Origin of the sequence: Aestuariivirga sp. (genome assembly GCF_020252405.1) — a bacterium.
Lineage (GTDB): Bacteria > Pseudomonadota > Alphaproteobacteria > Rhizobiales > Aestuariivirgaceae > Aestuariivirga.
Window position 1 is genome coordinate 1 of sequence record NZ_JADCDA010000033.1, and the last position, 22,131, is coordinate 22,131.

17 protein-coding genes are annotated in these 22,131 nt (G+C 65.4%); 10 read left to right on the forward strand and 7 right to left on the reverse strand.

Features of this window, described 5'->3' with window-relative positions; all coding sequences use genetic code 11:
* Window positions 1-220 precede the first annotated feature (220 nt).
* Entirely contained in the window at window positions 221-1,021 is an 801-nt protein-coding gene (gene dapB / locus IOC69_RS06140; RefSeq protein ID WP_290542660.1) for a 4-hydroxy-tetrahydrodipicolinate reductase, read from the forward strand.
* Window positions 1,022-1,036: 15 nt separating this feature from the next.
* Complete coding sequence (locus tag IOC69_RS06145) at window positions 1,037-1,654, forward strand: 2,3-bisphosphoglycerate-dependent phosphoglycerate mutase (RefSeq protein ID WP_290542727.1); 618 nt, start codon at window positions 1,037-1,039, stop codon at window positions 1,652-1,654.
* Window positions 1,655-1,697: 43 nt separating this feature from the next.
* On the opposite strand, the gene prfB is transcribed toward IOC69_RS06145, so the two are convergent.
* The 3 genes from prfB to IOC69_RS06160 all read right to left on the reverse strand — a co-directional run bounded on the left by prfB (window position 1,698) and on the right by IOC69_RS06160 (window position 6,915).
* Window positions 1,698-2,829, reverse strand: a protein-coding gene (gene prfB, locus IOC69_RS06150) for a peptide chain release factor 2 (RefSeq protein WP_290542661.1) whose coding sequence is annotated in 2 segments (ribosomal slippage) — window positions 1,698-2,759 and window positions 2,761-2,829 — 1,131 coding nt in all. Because the reading frame shifts where the segments join, the coding sequence is not laid out codon by codon here.
* A gap of 36 nt (window positions 2,830-2,865) precedes the next feature.
* A complete protein-coding gene (locus IOC69_RS06155; protein ID WP_290542662.1) occupies window positions 2,866-5,367 on the reverse strand; it encodes a penicillin-binding protein 1A in 2,502 nt (833 codons plus the stop codon).
* 315 nt (window positions 5,368-5,682) lie between these two features.
* Window positions 5,683-6,915 (reverse strand): N-acetylmuramoyl-L-alanine amidase, encoded by a 1,233-nt coding sequence (locus IOC69_RS06160; RefSeq protein ID WP_290542663.1) that lies wholly within the window; start codon window positions 6,913-6,915, stop codon window positions 5,683-5,685.
* Between the two features lie 535 nt (window positions 6,916-7,450).
* Here IOC69_RS06160 and IOC69_RS06165 point away from each other — a divergent pair.
* From IOC69_RS06165 to IOC69_RS06200, 8 genes are all read left to right on the forward strand, one after another.
* Window positions 7,451-10,324 (forward strand): Rne/Rng family ribonuclease, encoded by a 2,874-nt coding sequence (locus IOC69_RS06165; RefSeq protein WP_290542664.1) that lies wholly within the window; start codon window positions 7,451-7,453, stop codon window positions 10,322-10,324.
* 158 nt (window positions 10,325-10,482) lie between these two features.
* Window positions 10,483-11,820: a M48 family metalloprotease gene (locus IOC69_RS06170; RefSeq protein ID WP_290542665.1), complete on the forward strand. Its 1,338-nt coding sequence runs from the start codon at window positions 10,483-10,485 to the stop codon at window positions 11,818-11,820.
* Window positions 11,821-11,874: 54 nt separating this feature from the next.
* On the forward strand, window positions 11,875-12,633 hold the full coding sequence (locus IOC69_RS06175; protein ID WP_290542666.1) for a DsbA family protein: 759 nt from the start codon (window positions 11,875-11,877) through the stop codon (window positions 12,631-12,633).
* A 185-nt stretch (window positions 12,634-12,818) separates the two neighbouring features.
* Window positions 12,819-13,268 (forward strand): type II 3-dehydroquinate dehydratase, encoded by a 450-nt coding sequence (aroQ, locus tag IOC69_RS06180; protein WP_290542667.1) that lies wholly within the window; start codon window positions 12,819-12,821, stop codon window positions 13,266-13,268.
* A gap of 3 nt (window positions 13,269-13,271) precedes the next feature.
* The gene (gene accB, locus IOC69_RS06185; protein ID WP_290542668.1) at window positions 13,272-13,769 is read left to right on the forward strand and encodes an acetyl-CoA carboxylase biotin carboxyl carrier protein; all 498 of its coding nucleotides are present in this window, start codon (window positions 13,272-13,274) and stop codon (window positions 13,767-13,769) included.
* Window positions 13,770-13,775: 6 nt separating this feature from the next.
* A complete protein-coding gene (gene accC, locus IOC69_RS06190) occupies window positions 13,776-15,119 on the forward strand; it encodes an acetyl-CoA carboxylase biotin carboxylase subunit (protein WP_290542669.1) in 1,344 nt (447 codons plus the stop codon).
* Window positions 15,119-15,769: a leucyl/phenylalanyl-tRNA--protein transferase gene (aat, locus tag IOC69_RS06195; protein WP_290542670.1), complete on the forward strand. Its 651-nt coding sequence runs from the start codon at window positions 15,119-15,121 to the stop codon at window positions 15,767-15,769. The genes accC and aat overlap by 1 nt, the downstream gene beginning before the upstream one ends.
* Before the next feature lie 118 nt (window positions 15,770-15,887).
* The gene (locus IOC69_RS06200) at window positions 15,888-18,104 is read left to right on the forward strand and encodes a DNA/RNA non-specific endonuclease (protein ID WP_290542671.1); all 2,217 of its coding nucleotides are present in this window, start codon (window positions 15,888-15,890) and stop codon (window positions 18,102-18,104) included.
* Between the two features lie 109 nt (window positions 18,105-18,213).
* Here IOC69_RS06200 and IOC69_RS06205 read toward each other — a convergent pair whose 3' ends face one another.
* From IOC69_RS06205 to IOC69_RS06220, 4 genes are all read right to left on the reverse strand, one after another.
* Entirely contained in the window at window positions 18,214-18,678 is a 465-nt protein-coding gene (locus IOC69_RS06205; RefSeq protein ID WP_290542672.1) for a DUF2155 domain-containing protein, read from the reverse strand.
* 242 nt (window positions 18,679-18,920) lie between these two features.
* Window positions 18,921-19,436 carry an outer membrane lipid asymmetry maintenance protein MlaD gene (mlaD, locus tag IOC69_RS06210; protein ID WP_290542673.1) on the reverse strand — a complete coding sequence of 172 codons (516 nt, stop codon included), beginning with the start codon at window positions 19,434-19,436 and terminating at the stop codon, window positions 18,921-18,923.
* Between the two features lie 63 nt (window positions 19,437-19,499).
* Window positions 19,500-19,898 (reverse strand): NADH:ubiquinone oxidoreductase subunit NDUFA12, encoded by a 399-nt coding sequence (locus IOC69_RS06215; RefSeq protein WP_290542674.1) that lies wholly within the window; start codon window positions 19,896-19,898, stop codon window positions 19,500-19,502.
* Window positions 19,899-20,031: 133 nt separating this feature from the next.
* A complete protein-coding gene (locus IOC69_RS06220) occupies window positions 20,032-22,050 on the reverse strand; it encodes a bifunctional DedA family/phosphatase PAP2 family protein (protein ID WP_290542675.1) in 2,019 nt (672 codons plus the stop codon).
* Window positions 22,051-22,131: the final 81 nt, after the last annotated feature.

Here is a 22,131-nt window from a genome sequence, read left to right on the forward strand (position 1 = left end):
GTCGCATTTTCGACGGTCAGCCGGTGTCCACTTGACCTGAAGATGCTCCGGAGCGTGATCCGCAAAAGTTGAACCGCTTTTGCGATAAGATCATGCTCAAGCCTCTGATCTGGCGCATCTTCTTATCGATCGGGTGGTTCTACCTGACCGGATCATGCGCTGGGCGCTTTCCATCACCGGGGTCCGTTGCTAAAGCCGGGTCTAACGAAGGGTGAGACCTATGAAGCTAGCAATTGCCGGGGCAGCGGGCCGGATGGGCCGGGTGCTGACGCGCATCGTCAATGAAACGCCGGGTGCCGAGGTGGCGGGCGGGCTGGAGCCCAGGGGTTCACCCCATGTGGGAGCCGACATGGGCGAACTCGCCGGCATCGGGCGGCTGAACGTGGCGGTCACCGATGACCCGGTCGCCCTCCTCACCCATATCGACGGCGTCATCGACTTCACCGTGCCGGCGGCGACGCTGGCGCTGGCGGAGCTCGCCGCCCAGGCGCGTATCGTGCATGTGATCGGCACGACGGGGATCGACGAGGCAGGCGAGGCGAACATCAAGGCCGCGGCGCGGCATGCGCGCATCATCAAGTCCGGCAATATGAGCCTCGGCGTCAATCTGCTGTCCGTGATGGTGAGGAAGGTGGCCGCGGCACTGGGCGAGGATTTCGACATCGAGGTGCTGGAGATGCACCACAAGCACAAGATCGACGCGCCCTCGGGCACCGCCCTGCTTCTGGGCCAGGCGGCCGCCGATGGCCGCAAAATCGACCTCAAGTCCCGCTCTGTACGCAGCCGCGACGGCCACACCGGGGCAAGAACGCCGGGCGACATCGGTTTTGCCACGCTGCGCGGCGGATCGGTGGTGGGCGAGCATACGGTGATGTTCGCCGGGCCCGCCGAGCGCATCGAGCTTGCCCACAAGGCCGAGAGCCGGGACATTTTCGCACGCGGCGCGGTGAAGGCCGCGCTGTGGGGCTTCGACAGGACGCCGGGGCTTTATTCGATGATCGACGTATTGGGACTGGAGTGACACATCATGCAGGACGTGGACCGTCTTCTCGTGCTCGTCCGCCATGGGCAGAGCGAATGGAACCTCAAGAACCTGTTCACCGGCTGGAAGGACCCCGGCCTGACAGAACAGGGCTTAGCCGAGGCGCATGCCGCCGGCCAGAAGCTGAAGGCCAGGGGCTTTCACTTCGATATCGCATATACCAGCGCGCTGACCCGCGCCCAGCATACGTTGAAGATCATGCTCGACGAGCTCGGCCAGCCGGACCTCGAGACGGTGAGGGACCAGGCGCTGAACGAGCGCGACTATGGCGATCTCACCGGCCTCAACAAGGACGATGCCCGCAAGAAGTGGGGCGAGGAACAGGTGCACATCTGGCGCCGCTCCTATGACATTGCCCCGCCCGGCGGCGAGAGCCTGAAGGACACGCTGGCCCGCGCCCTGCCCTACTATATGAAGCACATCCAGCCGGACGTTCTCTCGGGCAGGCGCGTGCTGGTGGCGGCGCATGGCAATTCCATCCGTTCACTGATCATGGCCATCGAGGGGCTGAGCCCCGAGCAGATCCTGAAACGCGAACTCGAAACCGGCGTGCCGGTGGTCTATCGGCTGGGGGCGGATTCGCGGCCGGTGTCGGTTGAGGTGCTGGGCTGACGCCGCAGACCGCAGCGCGGCTTCGATCGGGCCAGTTGTTGCCCTATTCGATATCCTCGATCACCTGGTCGCCGCCGCCCTTCACCTTATGGGCGAGCGATGCCTGGATGAAGTCTTCGACTTCGCCGTCCAGCACGTCGCCGGGGGCGGTGGAGGTGTGGCCGGTGCGCAGGTCCTTCACCAGCTGGTAGGGCTGCAGAACGTAGGAGCGGATCTGGTGGCCCCAGCCGATATCGGTCTTCTTGGCGTTGGCCGCGTCGACCTTCTCCTGCTGTTTCTGCAGTTCCATTTCATAGAGGCGGGCCTTCAGCATCTTGAGGGCGGTGGCGCGGTTCTTGTGCTGCGAGCGCTCGGCCTGGCAGGCGACGATGATGCCGGTCGGGATATGGGTGATGCGAACCGCCGAATCGGTGGTGTTCACGTGCTGGCCGCCGGCGCCTGAGGCGCGGTAGGTGTCAACCTTCAGATCCGAGTCCACCACCACGATGTCGATGTTGTCGTCCACCACCGGATAGACCCAGACGGAGGAGAAGGAGGTGTGGCGGCGCGCGTTCGAATCATAGGGCGAGATGCGCACCAGGCGGTGCACGCCCGACTCGGTCTTGAGCTTGCCATAGGCATTGTGGCCCCTGATCTGCATGGTGCAGGACTTGATGCCCGCCTCTTCGCCCGCATGCTCGTCCAGCACCTCGGCCTTGAAGCCGTATTTGTTGGCGTAGCGCAGATACATGCGCATCAGCATCGAGGCCCAGTCCTGGCTTTCGGTGCCGCCGGCGCCGGCGTTGATCTGCAGATAGGCGTCGTTGGCGTCGGCCTCGCCCGAGAGCAGCGTCTCGATCTCGGTCTCGGCCACCTTGGGCCGCAGCGCCTGCAGCGACGTCTCGGCCTCGGCAATGATCGACTCGTCGCCCTCGCTCTCGCCCATCTGGATCAGCTCGGTATTGTCGGCGATCGACTGCTCGAGGCCGCGGATCATGGCGATGCGCTTGTCGAGGTCCTGGCGCTCGCGCATCAGCTTCTGCGCCTTCTGCGGGTCATTCCAGATCGAGGGGTCCTCGGACTTTGCGTTCAGTTCGGCGAGACGGCGCAGCGCATTGTCCCAGTCAAAGATGCCTCCTCAGCAGCCCGATGGACTGCTTCATGTCGTCGACCATCGACGAGATTTCAGCGCGCATGATTCCTGCTCAAACAACAGAGTGACGTTGCGGGGTTCAATAGAGGCCGCCGCCCTGCCCCGTCAACCCGCCACTGGCCGAAGGCTGTTGTGGCGCGGGCGCGGCGGATATAACCCCGCCCGAGTCGCCCTGACCGGGCGGCACCAGCATCACGCCGCCACTGGCGGCGGTTCCGGCGGCCGCAATGGCGCCTTCGCCGATGATCTTGGTCGAATCCGGCGGCTCGTCGCCCGGTTTGAAGGCATCGAGAATGACGCCAGGCTGACCGAAGATGCCGCGCTTGCCGCTCTTGGCGTCGATGGGGATCAGCTCGATGGCGCGCGGCACGCGGAAGGGTGTCGCCGGCTTGTCCTTCAAGGCGAGCTTCATGAAGTCGGCGACGATGGGCGCGACCAGCTCGCCGCCGGTGCGGCCCTTGCCCATGGGCTTCGGGTTGTCGAAGCCGACGTAGCAGCCCACCACCATGTCCGGCGTGAAGCCGATGAACCAGGCATCGCGCTCGTCGTTCGACGTGCCCGTCTTGCCGGCCACGGGCTTGCCCACCGCCAGAATTTTCTTGCCGGTGCCGCGCTGGACCACACCTTCCATCATCGACGTGATCTGATAGGCGGTATAGGGGTTCATCACCTGCTCGCTCACATCGACCAGGTCCGGCTCCGGCAGGTCGGGGCTCCAGCCGGGGGCCTGGCAATTGGCGCAGTCGCGCTTGTCGTGTTTATAGATCGTCTTGCCGTAGCGGTCCTGGATACGGTCGATCAGGGTGGGTTCGACCCGCTTGCCGCTGTTGTCGATCATGGCATAGGCGGTGACCATTTTCATGAGCGTGGTCTCGCCCGCGCCCAGCGCCATGGCGAGTTCGGCGGGCAGCTTGTCATAGATGCCGAGACGGGTCGCGAGGTCAATGATCTTGGCCATGCCGAGCTCGCTGGCGAGCCTGACCGTCATCACGTTGCGCGACTGTTCGATGCCGCGGCGCAGCGTCGAGGGACCGAAAAACTTGTTCTGATAATTCTTGGGCTTCCACATCGAGCCGTCCGGCATCTTGAACTCGATGGGCGCATCCATGATGACGGAAGCGGGGGAATAGCCATTGTCGAGGGCGGCCGCATAGACGATGGGCTTGAAGGATGAGCCCGGCTGGCGCAGCGCCTGAACGGCGCGGTTGAACTGGCTCCGCCCATAGGAGAAGCCCCCGACAAGGGCCAGCACCCGGCCGGTGTGCGGGTCCATGGCGATCATGGCGCCGTCGATCTCCGGCGCCTGCATCAGATGATACTGGCCGGTATCCTTGTTGGGGGCCACATAGACGATGTCACCCGGCTTCAGCACATCCGATGCCTTCTTAACCTCGGGGCCGAGCGCCGTGCCGTCGATATAGGCGCGTGCCCAGCTCATCAGCGCCAGCGGGATCTTGCCGGTCTCGCGCTCCGGCGCCAGCACGCCGTCAGGCTGGGTATTGGGCTGCAGACCAATGGTGGCTTCGCCGTCATTGACATCGAGCACCACGGCGATGCGCCAGGGCGCCATGTCCTCCGGCGCCTTCCTGTTCTTGATGAGCAGCGCCCAGTCCGCCGCCGCGCCCAGATCGGCGTTTGCGATGGGGCCGCGGTAACCGCGCTTGCGGTCGAAGTTGATAAGGCCGCGGGCCAGAGACTGGCGGGCATACAGCTGCAGCTTGGGATCGAGCGTGGTGCGGACCGAGAGGCCGCCCTTTTCCATCTTGTCCTTGCCGTAGAGACCGATCAGCTCGCGGCGCACTTCCTCGGCGAAGCTCTCGGCGTTGAAGAGCTGCGCGCCGAAGGGGCGCGGCGTTACGACCAGGGGTTTGGCCTGCGCCTCCTTCATCTGGTCTTCGGTGATGTAGCCGTTCTCCCGCATCTGCACCAGCACCCAGTTGCGGCGCTCGATGGCGCGTTCCTTCTGGCGGAATGGATGGTAGTTGTTGGGGCCCTTGGGCAGCGCCGCGAGATAGGCCATCTCCTCCAGCGACAGCTGGTCGAGCGACTTGCCGAAATAGTTGAGCGAGGCGGCGGCCACGCCATAGGAATTCAGCCCCAAGAAGATCTCGTTGAGATAGAGCTCGAGGATCTGGTCCTTGGTGAAGGTCTGCTCGATGCGGCGGACGAGGATCGCCTCCTTCAGCTTGCGGTCGAGCGAGCGTTCGTTGGTGAGAAGGAAGTTCTTGGCCACCTGCTGCGTGATGGTCGAGGCGCCGACGATCTGGCCCTTGCCGGTCAGCTTGACCTGGGCAAAGCGCCAGGCGGCGGCGGCAATGCCCATCCAGTCAAGCCCGCCATGGGTGAAGAAGGTCTTGTCCTCGGCCGAGGTGAAGGCGTCGATCAAGGGCTTCGGCATCTGGCTGACGGGCACGAAGAGGCGGCGCTCCTCCGCATATTCCGCCAGCATGGAGCCGTCGGCGGCATAGATGCGGGTCATCACCGGAGGGGCGTAATTGGCAAGCTGGGTGTAGTCGGGCAGGTCCTTCGAGGCGGTCCAGAGCACATAGCCCACGCCCGCCGCGCCGGCGACGAACAGCATGAAACCGACCGCGAACAACCACCCGAGGAAACGAAGCATTCTACGAAACGACACCTGCCTGTTGCGGCCCGCCGGATAACACAGCCCCGAGGCCCATCTATAATTAATTCGCTAGATCAGGTTTCGGTTCAGTGGAATCGAAGCCTGATCTGTTTCTTTGTTTGGTCGCATTTTCGACGGTCAACCGGTGTCCACTTGACCTGAAAATTTTCTAGAAGCCGATTGTGGCCCTTGGGTGGCGGGAACCCGGCCCCCGCGCCACGCCGGGCGAGACAGGCGAACCAGCTGCCTTTTCGTTGAATCTTGTCTTGGCCTTCAGGGCGTCTTGGCGGCCATCTGGGTGGCAAAATACGTCTCGACGGCGCGGCCCATGGCGGCAGCGACCTTCTGCTGCCACTCCGGCGAGGTGAGCTGGCTTTCATCCTGCCTGCTTGACAGGAAGCCCAGTTCGATCAGCACCGAGGGCACGTCCGCCGCCTTCAGCACCATGAAGCCCGCCGAGCGCATCGGCTTGCCGGTGAAGACTGTGACCGGCGCCATCTCCGCCACCGCCTTCCTGGCGAAGACCAGCGAGTGGGTTTTCGATTCGCGCTGGGCGAGGTCGATCAGGATGTCGGTCACTTCCTGGTTCTCGGCCTCGAGGTCGACGCCGGCGATGATGTCGGCGCGATTCTCCTTGTGGGCCAGGGCCTCGGCCTCGGCGTCGGAGGCTTTTTCGGAAAGGGTGTAAATGGTGGCGCCGCGGGCGTCGCCGCCCCTCACCGTGTCGGCATGGATGGCGATGAACAGGTCCGCCTCTTTTTCGCGCGCGATCCTCACGCGGTCGCGGAGGGTCAGGAATGTGTCGTCCGAGCGGGTCATCACCACATCGATTGCGCCGGTCGCTTCAAGCACCTTCTTCAGCTTCAGGCCGAAGGCGAGGACGACATCCTTCTCGCGCGTGTTGCTGAGGCCGATGGCGCCGGGATCGATGCCGCCGTGGCCGGGGTCAATGACGACGAGCTTGCGCACGCGCGGGGCGGCGCCGCCGGAGCCGGGCGGGGTCTCCACGGCGGGGGCGGCGCTGGCCGTGGCGCTGGCCGCATCGGCTGCCAGCCGCGCGTCGAAGGCCTGCTTGGTGGTTCTGACGATGTCGACGACGATGCGCGCCGGCTGGCCATCCTTCGGCTTGAGCAGAAAGGCCTTGTCGATGAGCACCGGGCCGTCGGTGTCGAGAACGATGCGGGAATGCGCATCGTCCACCGGGCCAAAGCGATATTGCGTCACCAGGCCCCGGGTGCTGTCCCCCGCGCCTTCCCGAAGCGAAAACGACACCTGCGGCAGGTCGATCATCACCCGGTAGGGATTGGCCAGCACATAGACGGTGTATCCCACGGGCGCCGACAGATCGGCCACGAAACGCGTGCGGGTCTTGTCGCCGGCCACCCGCGCCGCCGTGGCGACGGTCATGGCGGATCTATCGGCGGCATCCGCCACGGGCAGGCGGTAGCCGGAGGCCAGAAACAGCACGGCCAGAAACAGCACGGGCAGCAGGCGGGCTGCTGCCAAGCGGCGAGGACTGGCTGTTTCAGGCGTCATGGACCGGCGGCACTGCGGGTTGGGAACTCGGTGGTCGCAGGCTAGGGCCTCCAGGGTTAATCAATGGTTGCCATGCGCCCTTCAGAGGAAAGCTTGCATTTTGGCAACCTGCCTCATAAGAAGGAACCGTCTCCTGTGGTCAGGGCCGCGACTCTGCGGCAGAATCGGCTGCGGGTGGAGTTTTCGCGGGAAGCGGGGGATCCGGAGGCAGTTTCTGCCAGCCCCGCTCGACGCAGTCCAAGAGCTGGATCCTGTGCCGGATCAGCCATTTAGAACCGTTCCGTGAACCGGAACATAAGGAAATCCTGGGCATGTCCCACGCCACGACGAGCGCGCTGAACGAGAACCGGGCAAGACCGGCTCTGGTCGCCTGTTTGCCCGTGTCCGCTGGCTGGACCCGCATGCCCCATTCGCGCTGCAGCACCCGCATCTCCAACAGGCGTCTCCTCACCGGAGCGGAGAACCTATCGGCACATTTGCCGGGCTGGCGCAGAGGACGTGACTCATGGGCAGCAAGATGCTCATCGATGCCAGCCACCCCGAAGAGACCCGCGTTGTGGTGCTCAAGGGAAACCGCATCGAGGAATTCGATTTCGAAAGCGCCGCGCGTCGGCAGCTGAAGGGCAACATATACCTCGCCAAGGTGACGCGCGTTGAGCCGTCGCTGCAGGCGGCCTTCGTGGAGTATGGCGGCAATCGCCATGGCTTCCTTGCATTCTCGGAAATCCACCCAGACTATTACCAGATCCCGCTCGCCGACCGGCTGGCCCTGCTTCAGGCCGAGGAGGAGGAGCACGCGCGGGAGGCCGAGGACGAGGACGACGAGGGCGAAGGCAGTGGCCGCCGCCGGCGCGGTCGTGACCGGGGCCGGGGCGGACGCAGGGCCTCGCGCGGCGAGGAAAACACCGACGGCGGGGTGGAGGAAATCTCCGAGCCCGAATATGCCGAGGATGCGTATGCCGCGGGAGACGACTCCTTCGCCGGGGACCACGGCCCCGAGACCAATGAAGGGGAAAGCCCGGAGTCGCACGTCCTCGACGTTTCCTCCGAATTGACCGGGGGCGAGGCCGTCGAACACCATGACGAGGCGGATGATGACGGCGACGACACGCCGCCGCGCGCCGCGCCGATGTCGGCGAGCCACGACGACCCGTCGCTGTCCGAGCCGGTCGGGGCCGGTTCGGAACCCTCAGAACCGGAGGCCCGGATCGAGGCCCGCCTTGCCGAACCCGCCGCCGGGCCGCCGGACGAGGCCGGGATGGAGGCCGCGGCCCCCGCACCCACCGTCCAGCACGGCATTCCGGGCGAACTCGGCAATGGCGTTGAGGAAGTGGGCGAGGACCCGGACGCCGTCCGCGTCGAGGAGATCGGCGCTGAGGACGCGCTCGAGGAAGTGCCGCAGCGCCGCCGTAAGGTGCAGCGCAAGCAGTACACGATCCAGGAAGTGATCAAGCGCCGCCAGGTGATCCTCGTTCAGGTGGTGAAGGAAGAGCGCGGCAACAAGGGCGCCGCTCTCACCACCTATCTCTCGCTCGCCGGCCGCTATTGCGTGCTGATGCCCAACACCGCGCGGGGCGGCGGCATCTCGCGCAAGATCACCGAGTCAGGAGACCGCCGCCGCCTGAAGGAGATGGTGAAGGAGATCGAGGTGCCGCAGGGCATGGGCCTCATCGTCCGCACCGCGGGCGCGCAGCGCACCAAGACCGAGATCAAGCGGGACTATGACTATCTGCTCCGCCTGTGGGAGAGTGTCCGCGACCTGACGCTGAAGAGCCAGGCGCCGGCGCTCGTCTATGAGGAAGGGAGCCTGGTGAAGCGGGCAATCCGCGACCTTTACACCAAGGACGTCGACGAGGTGATCGTCGAGGGCGACGAGGCATACCGTGAAGTGAAGGACTTCATGAAAATGCTTATGCCGAGCCACGCCAGGAACGTTAAGCCCTACAAGGATTCGCGCCCGCTGTTCTCGCGCTGGCAGGCGGAGAGCCAGCTTGACGGGCTCTATTCGCCCACCGTCACGCTGCCGTCGGGCGGCTACATGGTGATCAACCAGACGGAAGCCCTCGTCTCGGTCGACATCAACTCCGGCAAGGCGACGCGCGAACACAATATCGAGGATACGGCCTACAAGACCAATCTCGAAGCCGCCGACGAAATCGCCCGCCAGCTGCGCCTGCGCGACCTCGCGGGCCTCGTCGTCATCGACTTCATCGACATGGAGGAGAAGCGCAACAACCGGAATGTCGAGCGCCGCCTCAAGGACGCGCTGAAGAACGACCGGGCGCGCATCCAGGTCGGCCACATCAGCCATTTCGGCCTGCTCGAAATGTCGCGCCAGCGGCTGCGTCCCGGCCTGCTGGAAGGTTCCTCGCGCAGCTGCCCGCATTGCGAGGGCCGCGGCGTGGTGCGTTCGGTCTCGTCCTGCGGCCTCTCGGTGCTGCGGGCGGTCGAGGAGCAGCTGATTGCGCGCAAGCCTGAGAACCTCACCGTCAAGTGCCCGCGCGAGATCGCCTTCTACATCCTCAACGAGAAGCGCGACAATCTGCTCAGCATCGAGACCGCCTACGGCATCTCGGTGTTCATCACGCCGAGCGACGAGCTTAAGGGCTCGCAGGCGCTGATCGAGCGGGCGCCGGAGCGCAACATTCCGCCACGCCGGGTGATGGCGGCGCCGGTGCGCATCGACTCCGCCTTCGAAGAGGAGGACGAGGAGAACGGCCAGACCGAGGCCGAGGCCGAGGTCGAGATCGAGGCGGAGAACGGCGCCGGGGAGGCCGGAGAAGAGCGCCAGTCCGGCAATAGCGAGCGCGAGGGCGGTGACCGCGAAGGTGGGCGCCGCCGCCGTCGCCGTGGCCGCCGCGGCGGGCGCGGACGCGACGAACAGCAGCTTCAGAATGGCCGGGGCGATGACGTGCCTGGTCTTGGCGAACAGCCGGACTTCGACTCCCAAGACGACCGCGAAACAGGCGGGAACCAGACCGAGGCTGGCGGCGGGAGCGCCGTTGCGGAGGCCGGGGGAGAGGAGCCTTCGGAAGACGGCGAACGGCCGCGCCGCGGCCGTGGCCGCCGTGACCGCTGGGGCCGCGACCGTGGCGAGCGCCCGCGCCGCGACGAGCGCCCGGAGACCGGCGCCGAGGCGGGCGGGACATCCGGCGCCGAGGCGGGCGGGACATCCGGCGCCGAAGACTCCGCCGCGGATGAGTCCGTGGTGTCCGCCCCCGGTCCGGCTCCGGCCACGCCACCCGCGCCCGTGACCACCGCCGATGCGGTGGCGGAAGCCTCCGCCCCGGCAGAAACGCCGCGCCGATGGCAACCGCCGGCTCCCACTGTGACCCCGGCCTCGGCGGAGCGTAAGTCCGGCTGGTGGAGCAAGCGCTGAGGTTACAAATCGGTCAGCTGGCCCCCGGTCGATTGACCCTGTCCCGCTGGGCCTCAAACTCGCCTCAATCTCACCGGATGGACGGACCGAGAGGCTTAGAATTCATGCACCGCCCCGCTTCGTTCTTTCGCGCAACGGTCCGCCTGACGGCGGCGCTCATGGCGTTCATGAGTGTGGCCCTGCCGCAAACCGAAGCCGCCCAGCGCGGCAAGCCGCTGCCGATCATCCGCGACGCGGAAATCGAAGGTCTCATGCGGCTTTATACCCGGCCGGTTTTCAAGGCGGCGGGCATCAACCCCAAGGCTGTGAAGGTCTATGTGCTCAACGACCGGCTCATCAACGCCTTCGTGGCCGGCGGGCAGCGCATCTTCATCAACACCGGGCTGATCGAGCGGGCCGACACGCCGAACGATGTGATCGGCGTGCTGGCTCATGAGACGGGCCATATCGCGGGCGGCCACCTGGCGCGCATGGGCGTCGAAGTCGATGCGGCCAATTACACGCAGATCATCGGCATGCTGCTGGGCCTCGCCACCATTGCCGGCGGCGTGGCCTCCGGCAAAGGCGAGGTGGCGCAGGCGGGTCAGGGCCTGATGATCGGCACCCAGGGCCTGGCGCAGCGCAACTTCCTCACCTATGCCCGCGGCATGGAGGCCTCCGCCGACCAGGCGGCGCTGAAGTACCTTAACGAGACCCACCAGTCGGCGCGCGGGATGATCACCCTGTTCGAGACCCTCGCGCGGGAGAACATCGCAACACTCGCCGACATCGACCCGTATGTGATGTCGCACCCCATGCCGATGGACCGCATCCGCAATCTCGAGGCCGAGGCCAGGAAATCTCCCTACTGGGATGCCAAGGACCCGCCGGCGCTGATGCTGCGCCACCAGCTGGTGCAGGCCAAGCTCGCGGGCTATATCGGCGGCGCCCAGGCAGTGATGCAGAAATACCCCTCCTCCGACCAGTCGATGCCGGCGCGCTATGCCCGGGCCATCGCCATGTTCCGCCGGGGCGACATCCAGAATGCCCTGCCGGTCATCGACGGCCTCATCAAGGAGCTGCCGGAAAACCCCTATTTCTGGGAGCTGAAGGCCCAGGCTCTGCTGGAGAACGGCCGCGCGGCGGAGGCTGCCGTGCCGGTCCGGAAGGCGCTGGAACTGCTGCCAAGCAACGGGCTGATCCAGATGCTGGCGGCGCAGGCCTATATCGACACAGAGAAGCCGGACAATGCGAGGGAGGCCATCAAGCTGCTGCGCCAGGCGCAGCGCACCGAGGGCGAGACGCCGGAGACTTTCCGCCTGATGGCCCGCGCCTATGCCCAGACCGGGGACGTGCCGCGCGCCGAACTCGCGACCGCCCAGGCCGCCCTGCTGATGGGCGACACCAAACTCGCTCTTGAAAAGGCGCGCTCCGCCCAGGCCGCCTTCAAGACCGGAACTCCCGAATGGACGCGCGCCAGTGACGTGATCAGCTTCGCCGGACGCCGACAGAGATGAACTGAAGCGCCGCTTTGCGCCAAAAAATGATCCGAACCAAGAGGACGACACCTGATGACCTTCCGCCTCCGCTTCGCCGCCGCCGCGGCCGCCCTGCTGGCCCTTGCGCCCGCCGCATTCGCCGACGGCAGCTTCAACGACGCCCAGAAGAAGGAGATCGGCGGCATCGTCCGGCAGTATCTGCTGGAAAACCCGGACGTGCTGCTCGAGGTTTCCAAGGCGCTTGAGGCCAAACAGCAGGAGCGGGACGCCCAGCAGCGCGGCGCCGCGCTGCAATCCAGCGCCGACCAGATCTTCCGCTCGCCCGCCGATTATGTGGCCGGCAACCCCAAGGGCGACGTCACCATCGTCGAGTTCTTCGACTATAATTGCGGCTGGTGCAAGAAGGGCTTCTCCGAGGTGATGACGCTTCTGGAGAAGGACAAGAACCTGCGCTTCGTGCTGAAGGAATTTCCGATTTTCGGCGGCGATTCCGATTATGCCGCCATGGCCGCCATCGCGGCCAGGAAGCAGAACAAATACTGGGAGCTGCACACGGCCCTTTTCCAGCATGAGGGCAAGGTGACCAAGGAGGCGGTGGACGAACTTGCCGCCAGGCAGGGTATCGACGTCGCCAGGATGAAGGAAGACATGAAGGACCCGGCGGTGACCAGGGAGCTGGCGGACAACCATGCACTGGCCCAGGCGCTGGCGATCAGCGGTACCCCCGCCTTCATCATCGACGACAAGGTCTCGCCCGGCTATCTGCCGGCCGACGGGCTGGCGGAACTCGTCGATCAGGTGCGCAAGGGCGGCGGCTGCAAGCTCTGCTGAGGCCCCTGGGTCCTGGCTGCTTCCAACCGGCGCCGTGACCGCCTATAAGCGTCGGTCTGCCCTGGCGCTTGTTCCGTTCGGGCGGACTCGCCTGGACGGAACAAGCGCCAGATCAAAAGCTTGAGCATGATCCGCAAAAGTGGTTCCACTTTTGCGGATCATGCTCAGGGGATTCGTGGGGATCGATGAAACCTGTCTTTGTGCTCAACGGCCCGAACCTGAACCTTCTCGGCTTGCGCGAGCCCGCCATCTACGGCGACGCGACGCTAAAGGACGTGGAGAGCCGCTGCCGCGACCACGCCCGCGCACTCGGCCTGAGCGTGGATTTCCGCCAGAGCAACCACGAGGGCGACCTCATCGGCTGGATACACGAGGCGCGCGACAAGGCGTCCGCCATCGCCATCAACGCGGGCGCCTACACCCACACCTCGGTGGGCCTGCACGATGCGCTGAAAGCCGCCGATATCCCCTCGGTCGAACTCCATCTTTCCAACGTCCACAAGCGCGAGGCCTTCCGGCATGTCAGCCTCATCGCTCCGGCGGTGAACGGCGTGATCTGCGGCTTCGGCGTCGACAGCTATGTCCTGGCGATCACCGCGCTCCACTGCCTCATCTCAGCCGCCAAAAAGGGTTGACCAATGCCCCCGTCGAAGAAGGCTTCCGCCAAATCCGCACCGAACGACCCTGACCTCGAGCTGATCGCAAGCCTCGCCGAAATCCTGAACGACACGGGATTGAGCGAGATCGAGCTTGACCGCAAGGGCTCGAGGTTCCGCGTGGCCAGGCAGGTGACGGTGGCGGCCAGCGCCGCCTCCCCGGCGCCCGCCCCGGTGGTGCACGCCCATGCAGCATCCGCGCATGAGGCGCCTGAGGCGCCCGCCCCGAGGTCCGCCGGCGATCATCCCGGCACGGTGAAATCGCCGATGGTGGGCACTGTTTACATGGCGCCCTCGCCCGGAGCCTCGAACTTCATCGAGATCGGCGCGAGTGTGAAGGAGGGCCAGACGCTGCTCATCATCGAGGCGATGAAGACCATGAACCAGATCCACGCGCCGCGCGCGGGCAAGGTCACCGCGATCTATGTCGACAACGGCCACCCGGTCGAATACGGCGAACCTCTTGTGGCGATCGAGTAAGGGGCGATGTTCGACAAGGTCCTCATCGCCAACCGGGGTGAAATCGCACTCCGCGTGTTGCGCGCCTGCCGCGAGCTCGGCATCCAGACGGTGGCCGTGCACTCGACCGCCGACGCCGACGCCATGCATGTGCGTCTCGCAGACGAGAGCGTGTGCATCGGACCGCCTCCGGCGCGCGACAGCTATCTCAACATTCCGGCCATCGTCGCGGCTTGCGAAATCACCGGCGCGGAGGCCGTGCACCCGGGCTACGGCTTCCTTTCCGAGAACGCCCGCTTCGCCGACATCCTCACCGAGCACGGGGTGAAGTTCATCGGCCCCTCGGCCGAGCACATCCGCATCATGGGCGACAAGATCACCGCGAAGCTCACCGCGCAGGAACTGGGCATTCCGGTGGTGCCTGGCTCCGAAGGCGGCGTCAGCGGAATCGACGAGGCCAGGCGGGCGGCGAAGGATATCGGCTATCCCGTCATCATCAAGGCCACGGCCGGCGGCGGCGGCCGCGGCATGAAGGTGGCGCGCTCGGAAGCCGACCTCGAGATCGCCATGAGCACCGCGCAGTCGGAAGCCAGGGCGGCCTTCGGCAATGGCGATGTCTATATCGAGAAATATCTCGAGAAGCCGCGCCACATCGAGATCCAGGTGCTGGGCGACGGCAAGGGCCGCGCGGTGCATCTGGGCGAGCGCGACTGCTCGCTGCAGCGCCGCCACCAGAAGATCTGGGAGGAGGCGAATTCGCCCGCGCTCAACGCGCACCAGCGCGACGAGATCGGCGGCCGCGTGGCGCGCGCCATGGAGAAGCTCGGCTATGAGGGCGTGGGCACCATCGAGTTCCTGTATGAGAACGGCGAGTTCTATTTCATCGAGATGAACACCAGGCTTCAGGTGGAGCACCCGGTGACCGAGGCCATCACCGGCCTCGATCTCGTGCAGGAGCAGCTGCGCGTCGCCTCGGGCGCCGGCCTTGCCTATACGCAGTCCGACATTTCGTTCTCGGGCCATGCCATCGAGTGCCGCATCAATGCCGAGAACCCCACGACCTTCGCGCCCTCGCCGGGCCGCGTTGACGCGGTGCATTTCCCCGGGGGCTTGGGCGTGCGCGTCGATTCCGCCCTTTATGCCGGCTATCGCATTCCGCCCTACTACGACAGCCTCATCGGCAAGCTGATCGTCTCCGGCAAGAGCCGCACCGAATGCATGATGCGGCTCAAGCGCGCGCTCAGCGAATTCGTGGTGGAAGGAATCGAGACGACCATTCCGCTGTTCCAGCAGCTTCTGGCCGAGCCCGACATCATCGATGGCCACTATGACATCCACTGGCTGGAGCATTATCTCGCCCGCCAGGCGTGATGAGCGCGATCACGCCACAGGTCCTGCTGCGCGCCTATGCGGCGGGAATCTTCCCGATGGCCGAGAGCGCGGAGGACAACGCGCTCTACTGGGTGGAGCCCGAAGAGCGCGGGGTGATCCCGCTCGATGGCCTCAGGATCTCGCATTCGCTGAGAAAGAGCCTCCGCCGCGGGCTCTTCGAGGTGACGGTGGACGCTGACTTTCCCGCCGTCATCGCCGCCTGCGCGGAAAAGACTCCGGACCGCCGCTCAACCTGGATCAACAGCCGCATCGTGGCGCTCTACACGCAGCTTCACCGCATGGGCTGCTGCCACAGCGTGGAATGCCGGCAGGACGGCGAGCTGGTTGGCGGGCTCTATGGCGTACGCATCGGGGCGGTGTTTTTCGGCGAGAGCATGTTCTCGCGCGCCACCGATGCCTCCAAGGTGGCCCTCGTGCATCTCGTGGCGCGGCTCAATTTCGGCGGCTTCGGCCTGCTCGACGCGCAGTTCGTCAACCCCCATCTCGAGCGCCTGGGCGCCATCGCGGTGCCGCGCGCCGAATATCACAGGCTGATCGAGCCGCTGCTCGACAGGACTGCGGATTTCTTCGCTTTCGACAAGGATGATGACCCGGAGACAGTACTCGCCTGGGCGGCGGGACGCCGCTAGAGAACCCTTCTTGCAACTGACACGAAACTGCGCCAATAGAATAGTGTTGTTTTTCGTGTAGCGAAGTCCGGTTTCAGGGTGGCCGCTAATCTCCCGGAGCGTCTGACCGTTGGACGATATGCAGATCGATCTGCTGACGGAAACTGTGGACCGCAGGCTTGACGAGGCCGCGGGCCAGATCGCCCATAGTCTCGCCGAGGTCAGCCGGGGCAACCCCTTCGGCGCGGAACCCAGCAATCAGCGGCTAGTCGACCGCTTGCGCCTGAAATCGGGCTTGAGCGAGGCGGAGGCCAGGGACCTTGCCCAGTGGATCAGGAGCGAGACGCCATCGCCAGGCGATGGGGAGGAGAAGACCGGCGACATGGAGGCGCTGATCGGATCCTCACTCGACTTCGTGGGGGTCGCCTTCTTCGACAGGGGCCGGGCGGTCGCCGATGCCGTCGTGCGCATAAGGTTCCGCGACGGGCGGCCGCAGGGCACCGGCGTGCTGATCGCACCCGGCGTGATCATGACGAACAATCACGTCATCTCCTCGCCCGCCGATGCCGGGCAGTTCGTGGTCGAATTCGGCTTCAAGAAGAACGCCGGCGGAGAGAGGACGCCAGTCACGTCCTTCGAGCTTGAGCCCCGGCGGCTGTTCGTCACCGACCCGCGGGACCGGCTCGACTTCACTCTCGTGGCGCTGGGCGTCAAGAGCAGCGGCCCGCGCGAGCTCTCATCATTTCCATTCGTTCCGCTGTCCGATATGCCGAACAAGCACATGCTGGGCGAAGTGGCGAACATCATCCAGCATCCGCGCGGCGATTTCAAACAGGCGGTGCTGCGCGAGAACCGCCTCGTGGCGCGTCTCGACGACGTGCTGCACTATGTGGCGGACACGCTGGGCGGTTCTTCCGGATCGCCGGTGTTCAACAATGAATGGCAAATGATCGCCCTTCACCACTGGGGCGGCCCCGGTCCCATGGCCTTGGCGGCGATGCCGGGTAATCCACCCTCCGCCATCAATGAGGGGGTGCGGGTGAGTTCCATCGTCCGGAACCTGCGGGCGCGCGCCTCCGGCAGCGATGCCGCAAACCGCCAGATCCGCGCGCTACTGGACCTCTGGGACAGCGGGGACCGGATGCCGGCGGTGGTGTCTCGCCCAGTCATTTCCGGCCAGCCACGGCCGCCCAAACAACGCGTCGAGCAGCAGGAGCGAGGACACAGCATGGCCAACAGATCGGATGAGGATTTTTCTGACCGGGCCGGATATGAGCCGGGCTTCCTGTCGGATTTCATCGTGCCACTGCCCGTCTTGCGGGATACGTCAATGGGCAGGCCCGCGCGCAATCTCGACGCGCGCATCGGCGAGGACCCGCACGAGCTCAAGTATCATCACTTCTCGATCGTGATGAACGGCGACAGGCGGCTTGCCTATTACACCGCGTGCAACATCGATGGAAAGCTGACGCGGCACATCAACCGCAGGGACAAGTCCGTCAACATGAACCCGACGGCGGCCGACCTGCAGATCGAGAGCATGGGGCCGGAAGCCAGCGACGACTTCAGCACCGATTGGCGGATCAATCCCGACCAGCAGATGGGTGCCGCGTTCTACGAAAAGCAGAAGGTTCCGGGCTACCCGGACACACAGGACCGCAACCGCATCGCGCGGATGTTCCAGAAGGGCCACATCATCATGCGCAGCGACCCGGCCTGGGGCACGAGGGAGATGGCGCTCGCCGCCGAACAGGACAGTTTTTTCTACACGAACGCAGCGCCGCAGCTGGGCTACTTCAACCAGGGAAGCCGTGACACGCACCCGGGCGAGAAGGGCAAGCTGCGCTGGCGCGCCGTCGAGACCTATGTGCTGCGCAATGCCGTCGAAGAGAAGGAACGGGTCTGCGTGTTTGCGGGCCCTGTGTTTACCGACGATGATCCGGTGTACCGGGGCCATCCGGTTCCGATGGCCTTCTGGAAGATCGTGGTGTGGTCGGATGGCGGGACACCGCGGTCAATAGCGCTGATCGCCAGCCAGCGCGAGGTGCTGGATCAGCTCACCGAGGGCGTGCCGGAGAGTTTCGAGAACACGCCGGAAGCCTATGACGACCTGCCGGAACTGGCGCGCGTGAAGGAATTCCGCACCACCGTCCTCGGGATTGAGGAACTGACTCATCTGACGTTTCCCGATCTTGTGCGCGAGGCCGACATCGGCAAGGACTTGCCGGAGGGCACGATCCGTGCCGATGCGATCACAACCACAGACAGCGTGGGCCGGGCTGCGGGACAACGGCCAGCAGATAAGCCTGCGAAGGCCTCCGTTGCGGACCGCAAGCGGCGCAAGCGCAAGTCATAGAACATGATCCGCAAAAGTGGAACCGCTTTTGCGATAAGATCATTCTCAGGCTTTTGACTTGGCGCATGTTCCGTTCAGGCGAGTCCGCCTGAACGGAACATGCGCCGGCTCAGTCTTCCGGCTGATCGTCCTTTGGTTTCTCGGGCTGGCCCGTGGCGTCGGGCGCTGGCGTGGTTTCGACCGCGGGGGGTGGGGCGTTGGGGTCGCGGCAGCCGGTGAGCCACACATCATAGGTGGCATGTTCCATGGCGCTGAGGCCGGGGCTTTCGGCGAACATCCAGCCGGAGAAGATGGGTTTGCGCGTATTGTCGGTCTCGACCTGGTCGATCTTCACGAAGCCCGTGGTCTTGGGCTGTTCGGTGACGGGACGCGTATAGCAGACGTCCGGCTTGACGATCACGCTGCCGAAGCGGCGTTCCTCGCCGATGGGAATTTCGAAGGTGGTGGTCACGCCGGTGATCTTGTCCAGCCCCGCAAACATGGCGATCGGATTGGCAATGCGCTCCGCCCGGGCGGCGCCACCCATGGCCGTGGCGAAAACGATGGATGCGCCGCAGAGGAAAACGGCTCTCATGCCTTCACCGCCCCGGCGCGCTGGAGCATGACTCAGCTCTTGATCCGGCGCATGTAATCCGCCGTCCATTTGCCAACGGCGCCGCTCGTGCGGATCATGCCCCAGGCCTGGACTGCGTTCGCCGGGCCTGGGCGCCAGCCATTGAATCGCGCCGGAGGCAAGGCCGGAGACGAAGCGCGCGCGCGTGCCATAGGATCCGGCGGACCATTGCTGACGGCGCGGGCCGGGCCGGGCTTCCGCCATCAGGGGGACTTGGTGTCCGTTGCGGGCACGCCCTGGCCACCGCCAGCCGGTGCCGCGCCCCCGTCACCCGGGCCTTTGTTGGCAAACATCGCCTGGCTGATGAGCGACCATATGTCGACGGCACCCTGGGTGTTGGAAATGACGCCGCCGTCGGCCAGCATGATTTCCGAACCGCCCTGTTCCAGCGAAATGAACTTCGAGCCGAGCAGGCCCTCGGAGGTGACCTTGGCGGTGGCATCGTCGGTGAGTTTCACCTTGGGATCGATCTCCATGACCGTGTTGGCCTGGAAGTTCCCGGTGTTGAGCGTGAAATCGACGACCGAGCCCACCTTAACCCCCGCAATGCGCACATCGGTGCCCACGCTTACGCCCTCGGCATTGTCGAATTCGGCGCTGAGGCGATAAGCGCCGGAGGCATGGCCCTTGCCGGAGGTCTGATAGGCAAAGAAGAAGAAGACCGCCGCGATGATGACCACCACGGCGCCGATCAGGGTTTCCACTGCCGAATTTTTCACGCCGCCCCTCCTCTCAGTGGCAAACCGGGATAGTTGCCAACCCCAGCCGAAATATGGCGACCCCTACTCCGGCCGCCAGGCGGAATAGTCAGGGGCGCTGGGCGCGGGCCGTGCGCCTGACAGGATCGAACCCTTGGGCCGATAGGCATTGGGCGTTCCGGTCTGGTTCGGAACGAAGGGCTTCTGCCACTCGCGCGGGGTGTAGTCTTCCTCGGTGGGCGGCACATCGGTGCGGTGGTGCATCCAGCCATGCCAGCCGGGCGGAATGGTGGAGGCTTCGGAATAGCCGTTGTAGACAACCCAGCGGCGCTCACTGATCGATCGCGGCACCGCCGACTTGGCGCGATAGTACTTGTTGCCGAACTGGTCGGCGCCGACATAACTGCCCTTGCGCCAGGTGTAAAACCTCGTATTCAGCGTCTGGCCGTTCCACCAGGTAAAGAGCTGCTTCAGGAATAACATGTCGAATCGTCCGTTGCAGGCCAGCGGGCCCCCTGAAATTCTGGCGGAATATGGCGGAACGGACCAGCCCCGTCCAGCGCCGAATTGGCCTGTGCGCCGGTCACCGCACCAGCAGCGGCAACACCTGCACCCGTCAGGGACTGGCGGTGATCAGGTCCTGCCGGATACCCCCGCGTTCATGCCCGGACAAGATGGCAATTCCCCCCGCGCGTGACAGCACGCCCCGCAGATCGGCAATGTCGGCAGCCGATGCCGGACGGGGCGAGGGAATGGCGTAGAGGTCGAAGCCATGCGTTCTCACCTCGCGGGTGAGGCTGACGAGATAGATCGGCTTGTAGGCCGTGCCTTCGGTCGCGGCGAGGCCGGTCTTGTAGATGCGGATCACCTCGCGCCCCTCGCCGTCGCCAGCCGCGGCCCGCGTGAGCGTGAGTTTCGCCTTGAGGCCCTCGTGCAGGGCCGGCCGCGGCGCGAGGTCCGGCAGCGCCGCATTGGGGTTGAGGTAAGGCAGGCTCTGCCCCCAGGTCCACTCCGGCGTCGCGCTCCAGCCGCCGGCTTCGAGCTGAGCCGCCAGCAGGTCTAGGTTGCCGGCAAACTGCGCGATGAAGCTCTCCTCCGGCTTGCCCGCAAGATCAATGCGGCGGGCGGGCAGCTTCTCCCAGTCCTTGTCGATCCATTGCGCGACGGGGACGAGCGTCAGCGGGTCCTGCACGGCGTACATTTCGCTGGCGCGCGTGAAACCGGTCGCCACATGCAGCGCGCCCGCGCCGAGAAACACCACGAGTGCGGTGGCGAACAGGCCGTGCGGTTTGATGCGGCGCGGCGGAATGGCCTCGATGGCGACGCCGAACGCCGCCATCATGACGACGCCGAAGGTGAGGCCCGCCAGCACGTCCGACAGCCAGTGCGCCCCGAGATAGAGCCGCGAATAGGCAATGGCGACGGCCAGTATGGCGCAGGTGGCATAGACCAGCGCCCTGCCCCAGCGGCCCATGGAGTGGCTCACCAGCACGGCAAGGATGCCGAAGATCACCGCCGCCATGGTGGCGTGGCCCGAGGGGAAGCTGAACAGGCTGGCGCCGGAATAGGAGAGTTCGGTGGGCCGGGCCCGCTGTATGCCGAGCTTCATGGCAAGCTCGAAGGCCTTGGCCGCAACGATGGCGATGCCCGCCGCCCAGGCGGCGCGGTAGGCCTTGTGCCAGACCAGCCAGACGAGGATGGCGAGCGCCAGCGCCGACAACACAATTGTGTCGCCCATCATGGTGATGACCGTCATCAGCTCGTCGGCGGGCGCATTGCGCGACTCGCGCATCAAGGTGGCGAGCGAAACATCGATGTTGGAGACGGCATCGCTGGAAGCCGCGCGGATAGCGAGGTTGGCCAGCGCAACAAGGCCGGTGAAGAGAATGGCGGCGAACAGCACGATCATCACCGAGCGCGGATTGCCGGGAGACACCGCCCTGGCGAACCGCTGCCAGGAGCGGCCGCGCCTGGCCCTGGCCCAGGCGGACACCCGCGCCAGCAAATGGTTGAGGAATGGCGACACGCCCGCCGCCGCAAGCCGGATCACATAGCCCGCCAGAGCCAGCAGCACGAGCAGCACCAGCAGCACCACGAGCAAGCGGCCCGACAACTCCCCGGCGAAGGCCAGTCCCCGCCCGATCAGCACGCCCGGCACGACATGCGCGAAGGCCCAGACGATGCCCGACGTCACATTGACGAAGACGAAGAACAGCTGGTTCATGCCGAACATGCCGACGATGCCCGGCACCACTGACTTAACACCGGGCACGAAGCGCCCGATGGCGATCGACTTGCCGCCATGCTGACGCACGAAATCCTCGCCCTTCGCGACGAGCTGCGGATAGAGGTGAAGCGGCCACATGGTCTTGAGCCGCTGGCCGAACAGGCGGCCGGCCCAATAGGAAATCTGGTCGCCCACAATGCAGCCGACGGCGGTTACGGTGACGACCGGCCAGAAACCGAGGTGGCCCGTTCCCACCAGCACGCCCGCCCCCACCAGCACCGCCGTCGAGGGCACGAACAGGCCGATGATCAGCAGCGCCTCGCCCATCGCAATCAGGAAAATGATGACGAGCGCCCACTCCGGATGGACAGTGAAGTAGTCCAGATAGGGTTGAATGATGTCCAGCACAGCGAAGCGGGTTCCTTGGTCGTCGCGGTTTACGAAAGTTGCGGGCGGGTCATGGCAGCCTCAACGTCCGGCCTCCCGCTC

Bases quoted from the DNA above. Each gene is read 5' to 3' on its own strand.
- aroQ (WP_290542667.1), top strand. From the start codon at position 12,819: ATGAAACCTGTCTTTGTGCTCAACGGCCCGAACCTGAACCTTCTCGGC.
- IOC69_RS06175 (WP_290542666.1), top strand. From the start codon at position 11,875: ATGACCTTCCGCCTCCGCTTCGCCGCCGCCGCGGCCGCCCTGCTGGCC.
- IOC69_RS06205 (WP_290542672.1), bottom strand. From the start codon at position 18,678: ATGAGAGCCGTTTTCCTCTGCGGCGCATCCATCGTTTTCGCCACGGCC.
- IOC69_RS06165 (WP_290542664.1), top strand. From the start codon at position 7,451: ATGGGCAGCAAGATGCTCATCGATGCCAGCCACCCCGAAGAGACCCGC.
- dapB (WP_290542660.1), top strand. From the start codon at position 221: ATGAAGCTAGCAATTGCCGGGGCAGCGGGCCGGATGGGCCGGGTGCTG.
- accB (WP_290542668.1), top strand. From the start codon at position 13,272: ATGCCCCCGTCGAAGAAGGCTTCCGCCAAATCCGCACCGAACGACCCT.
- accC (WP_290542669.1), top strand. From the start codon at position 13,776: ATGTTCGACAAGGTCCTCATCGCCAACCGGGGTGAAATCGCACTCCGC.
- IOC69_RS06215 (WP_290542674.1), bottom strand. From the start codon at position 19,898: ATGTTATTCCTGAAGCAGCTCTTTACCTGGTGGAACGGCCAGACGCTG.
- IOC69_RS06155 (WP_290542662.1), bottom strand. From the start codon at position 5,367: ATGCTGTTCGTCGCCGGCGCGGCGGGCGTGGGCTATGTGCTCTGGACC.
- aat (WP_290542670.1), top strand. From the start codon at position 15,119: ATGAGCGCGATCACGCCACAGGTCCTGCTGCGCGCCTATGCGGCGGGA.
- IOC69_RS06200 (WP_290542671.1), top strand. From the start codon at position 15,888: ATGCAGATCGATCTGCTGACGGAAACTGTGGACCGCAGGCTTGACGAG.
- IOC69_RS06170 (WP_290542665.1), top strand. From the start codon at position 10,483: ATGGCGTTCATGAGTGTGGCCCTGCCGCAAACCGAAGCCGCCCAGCGC.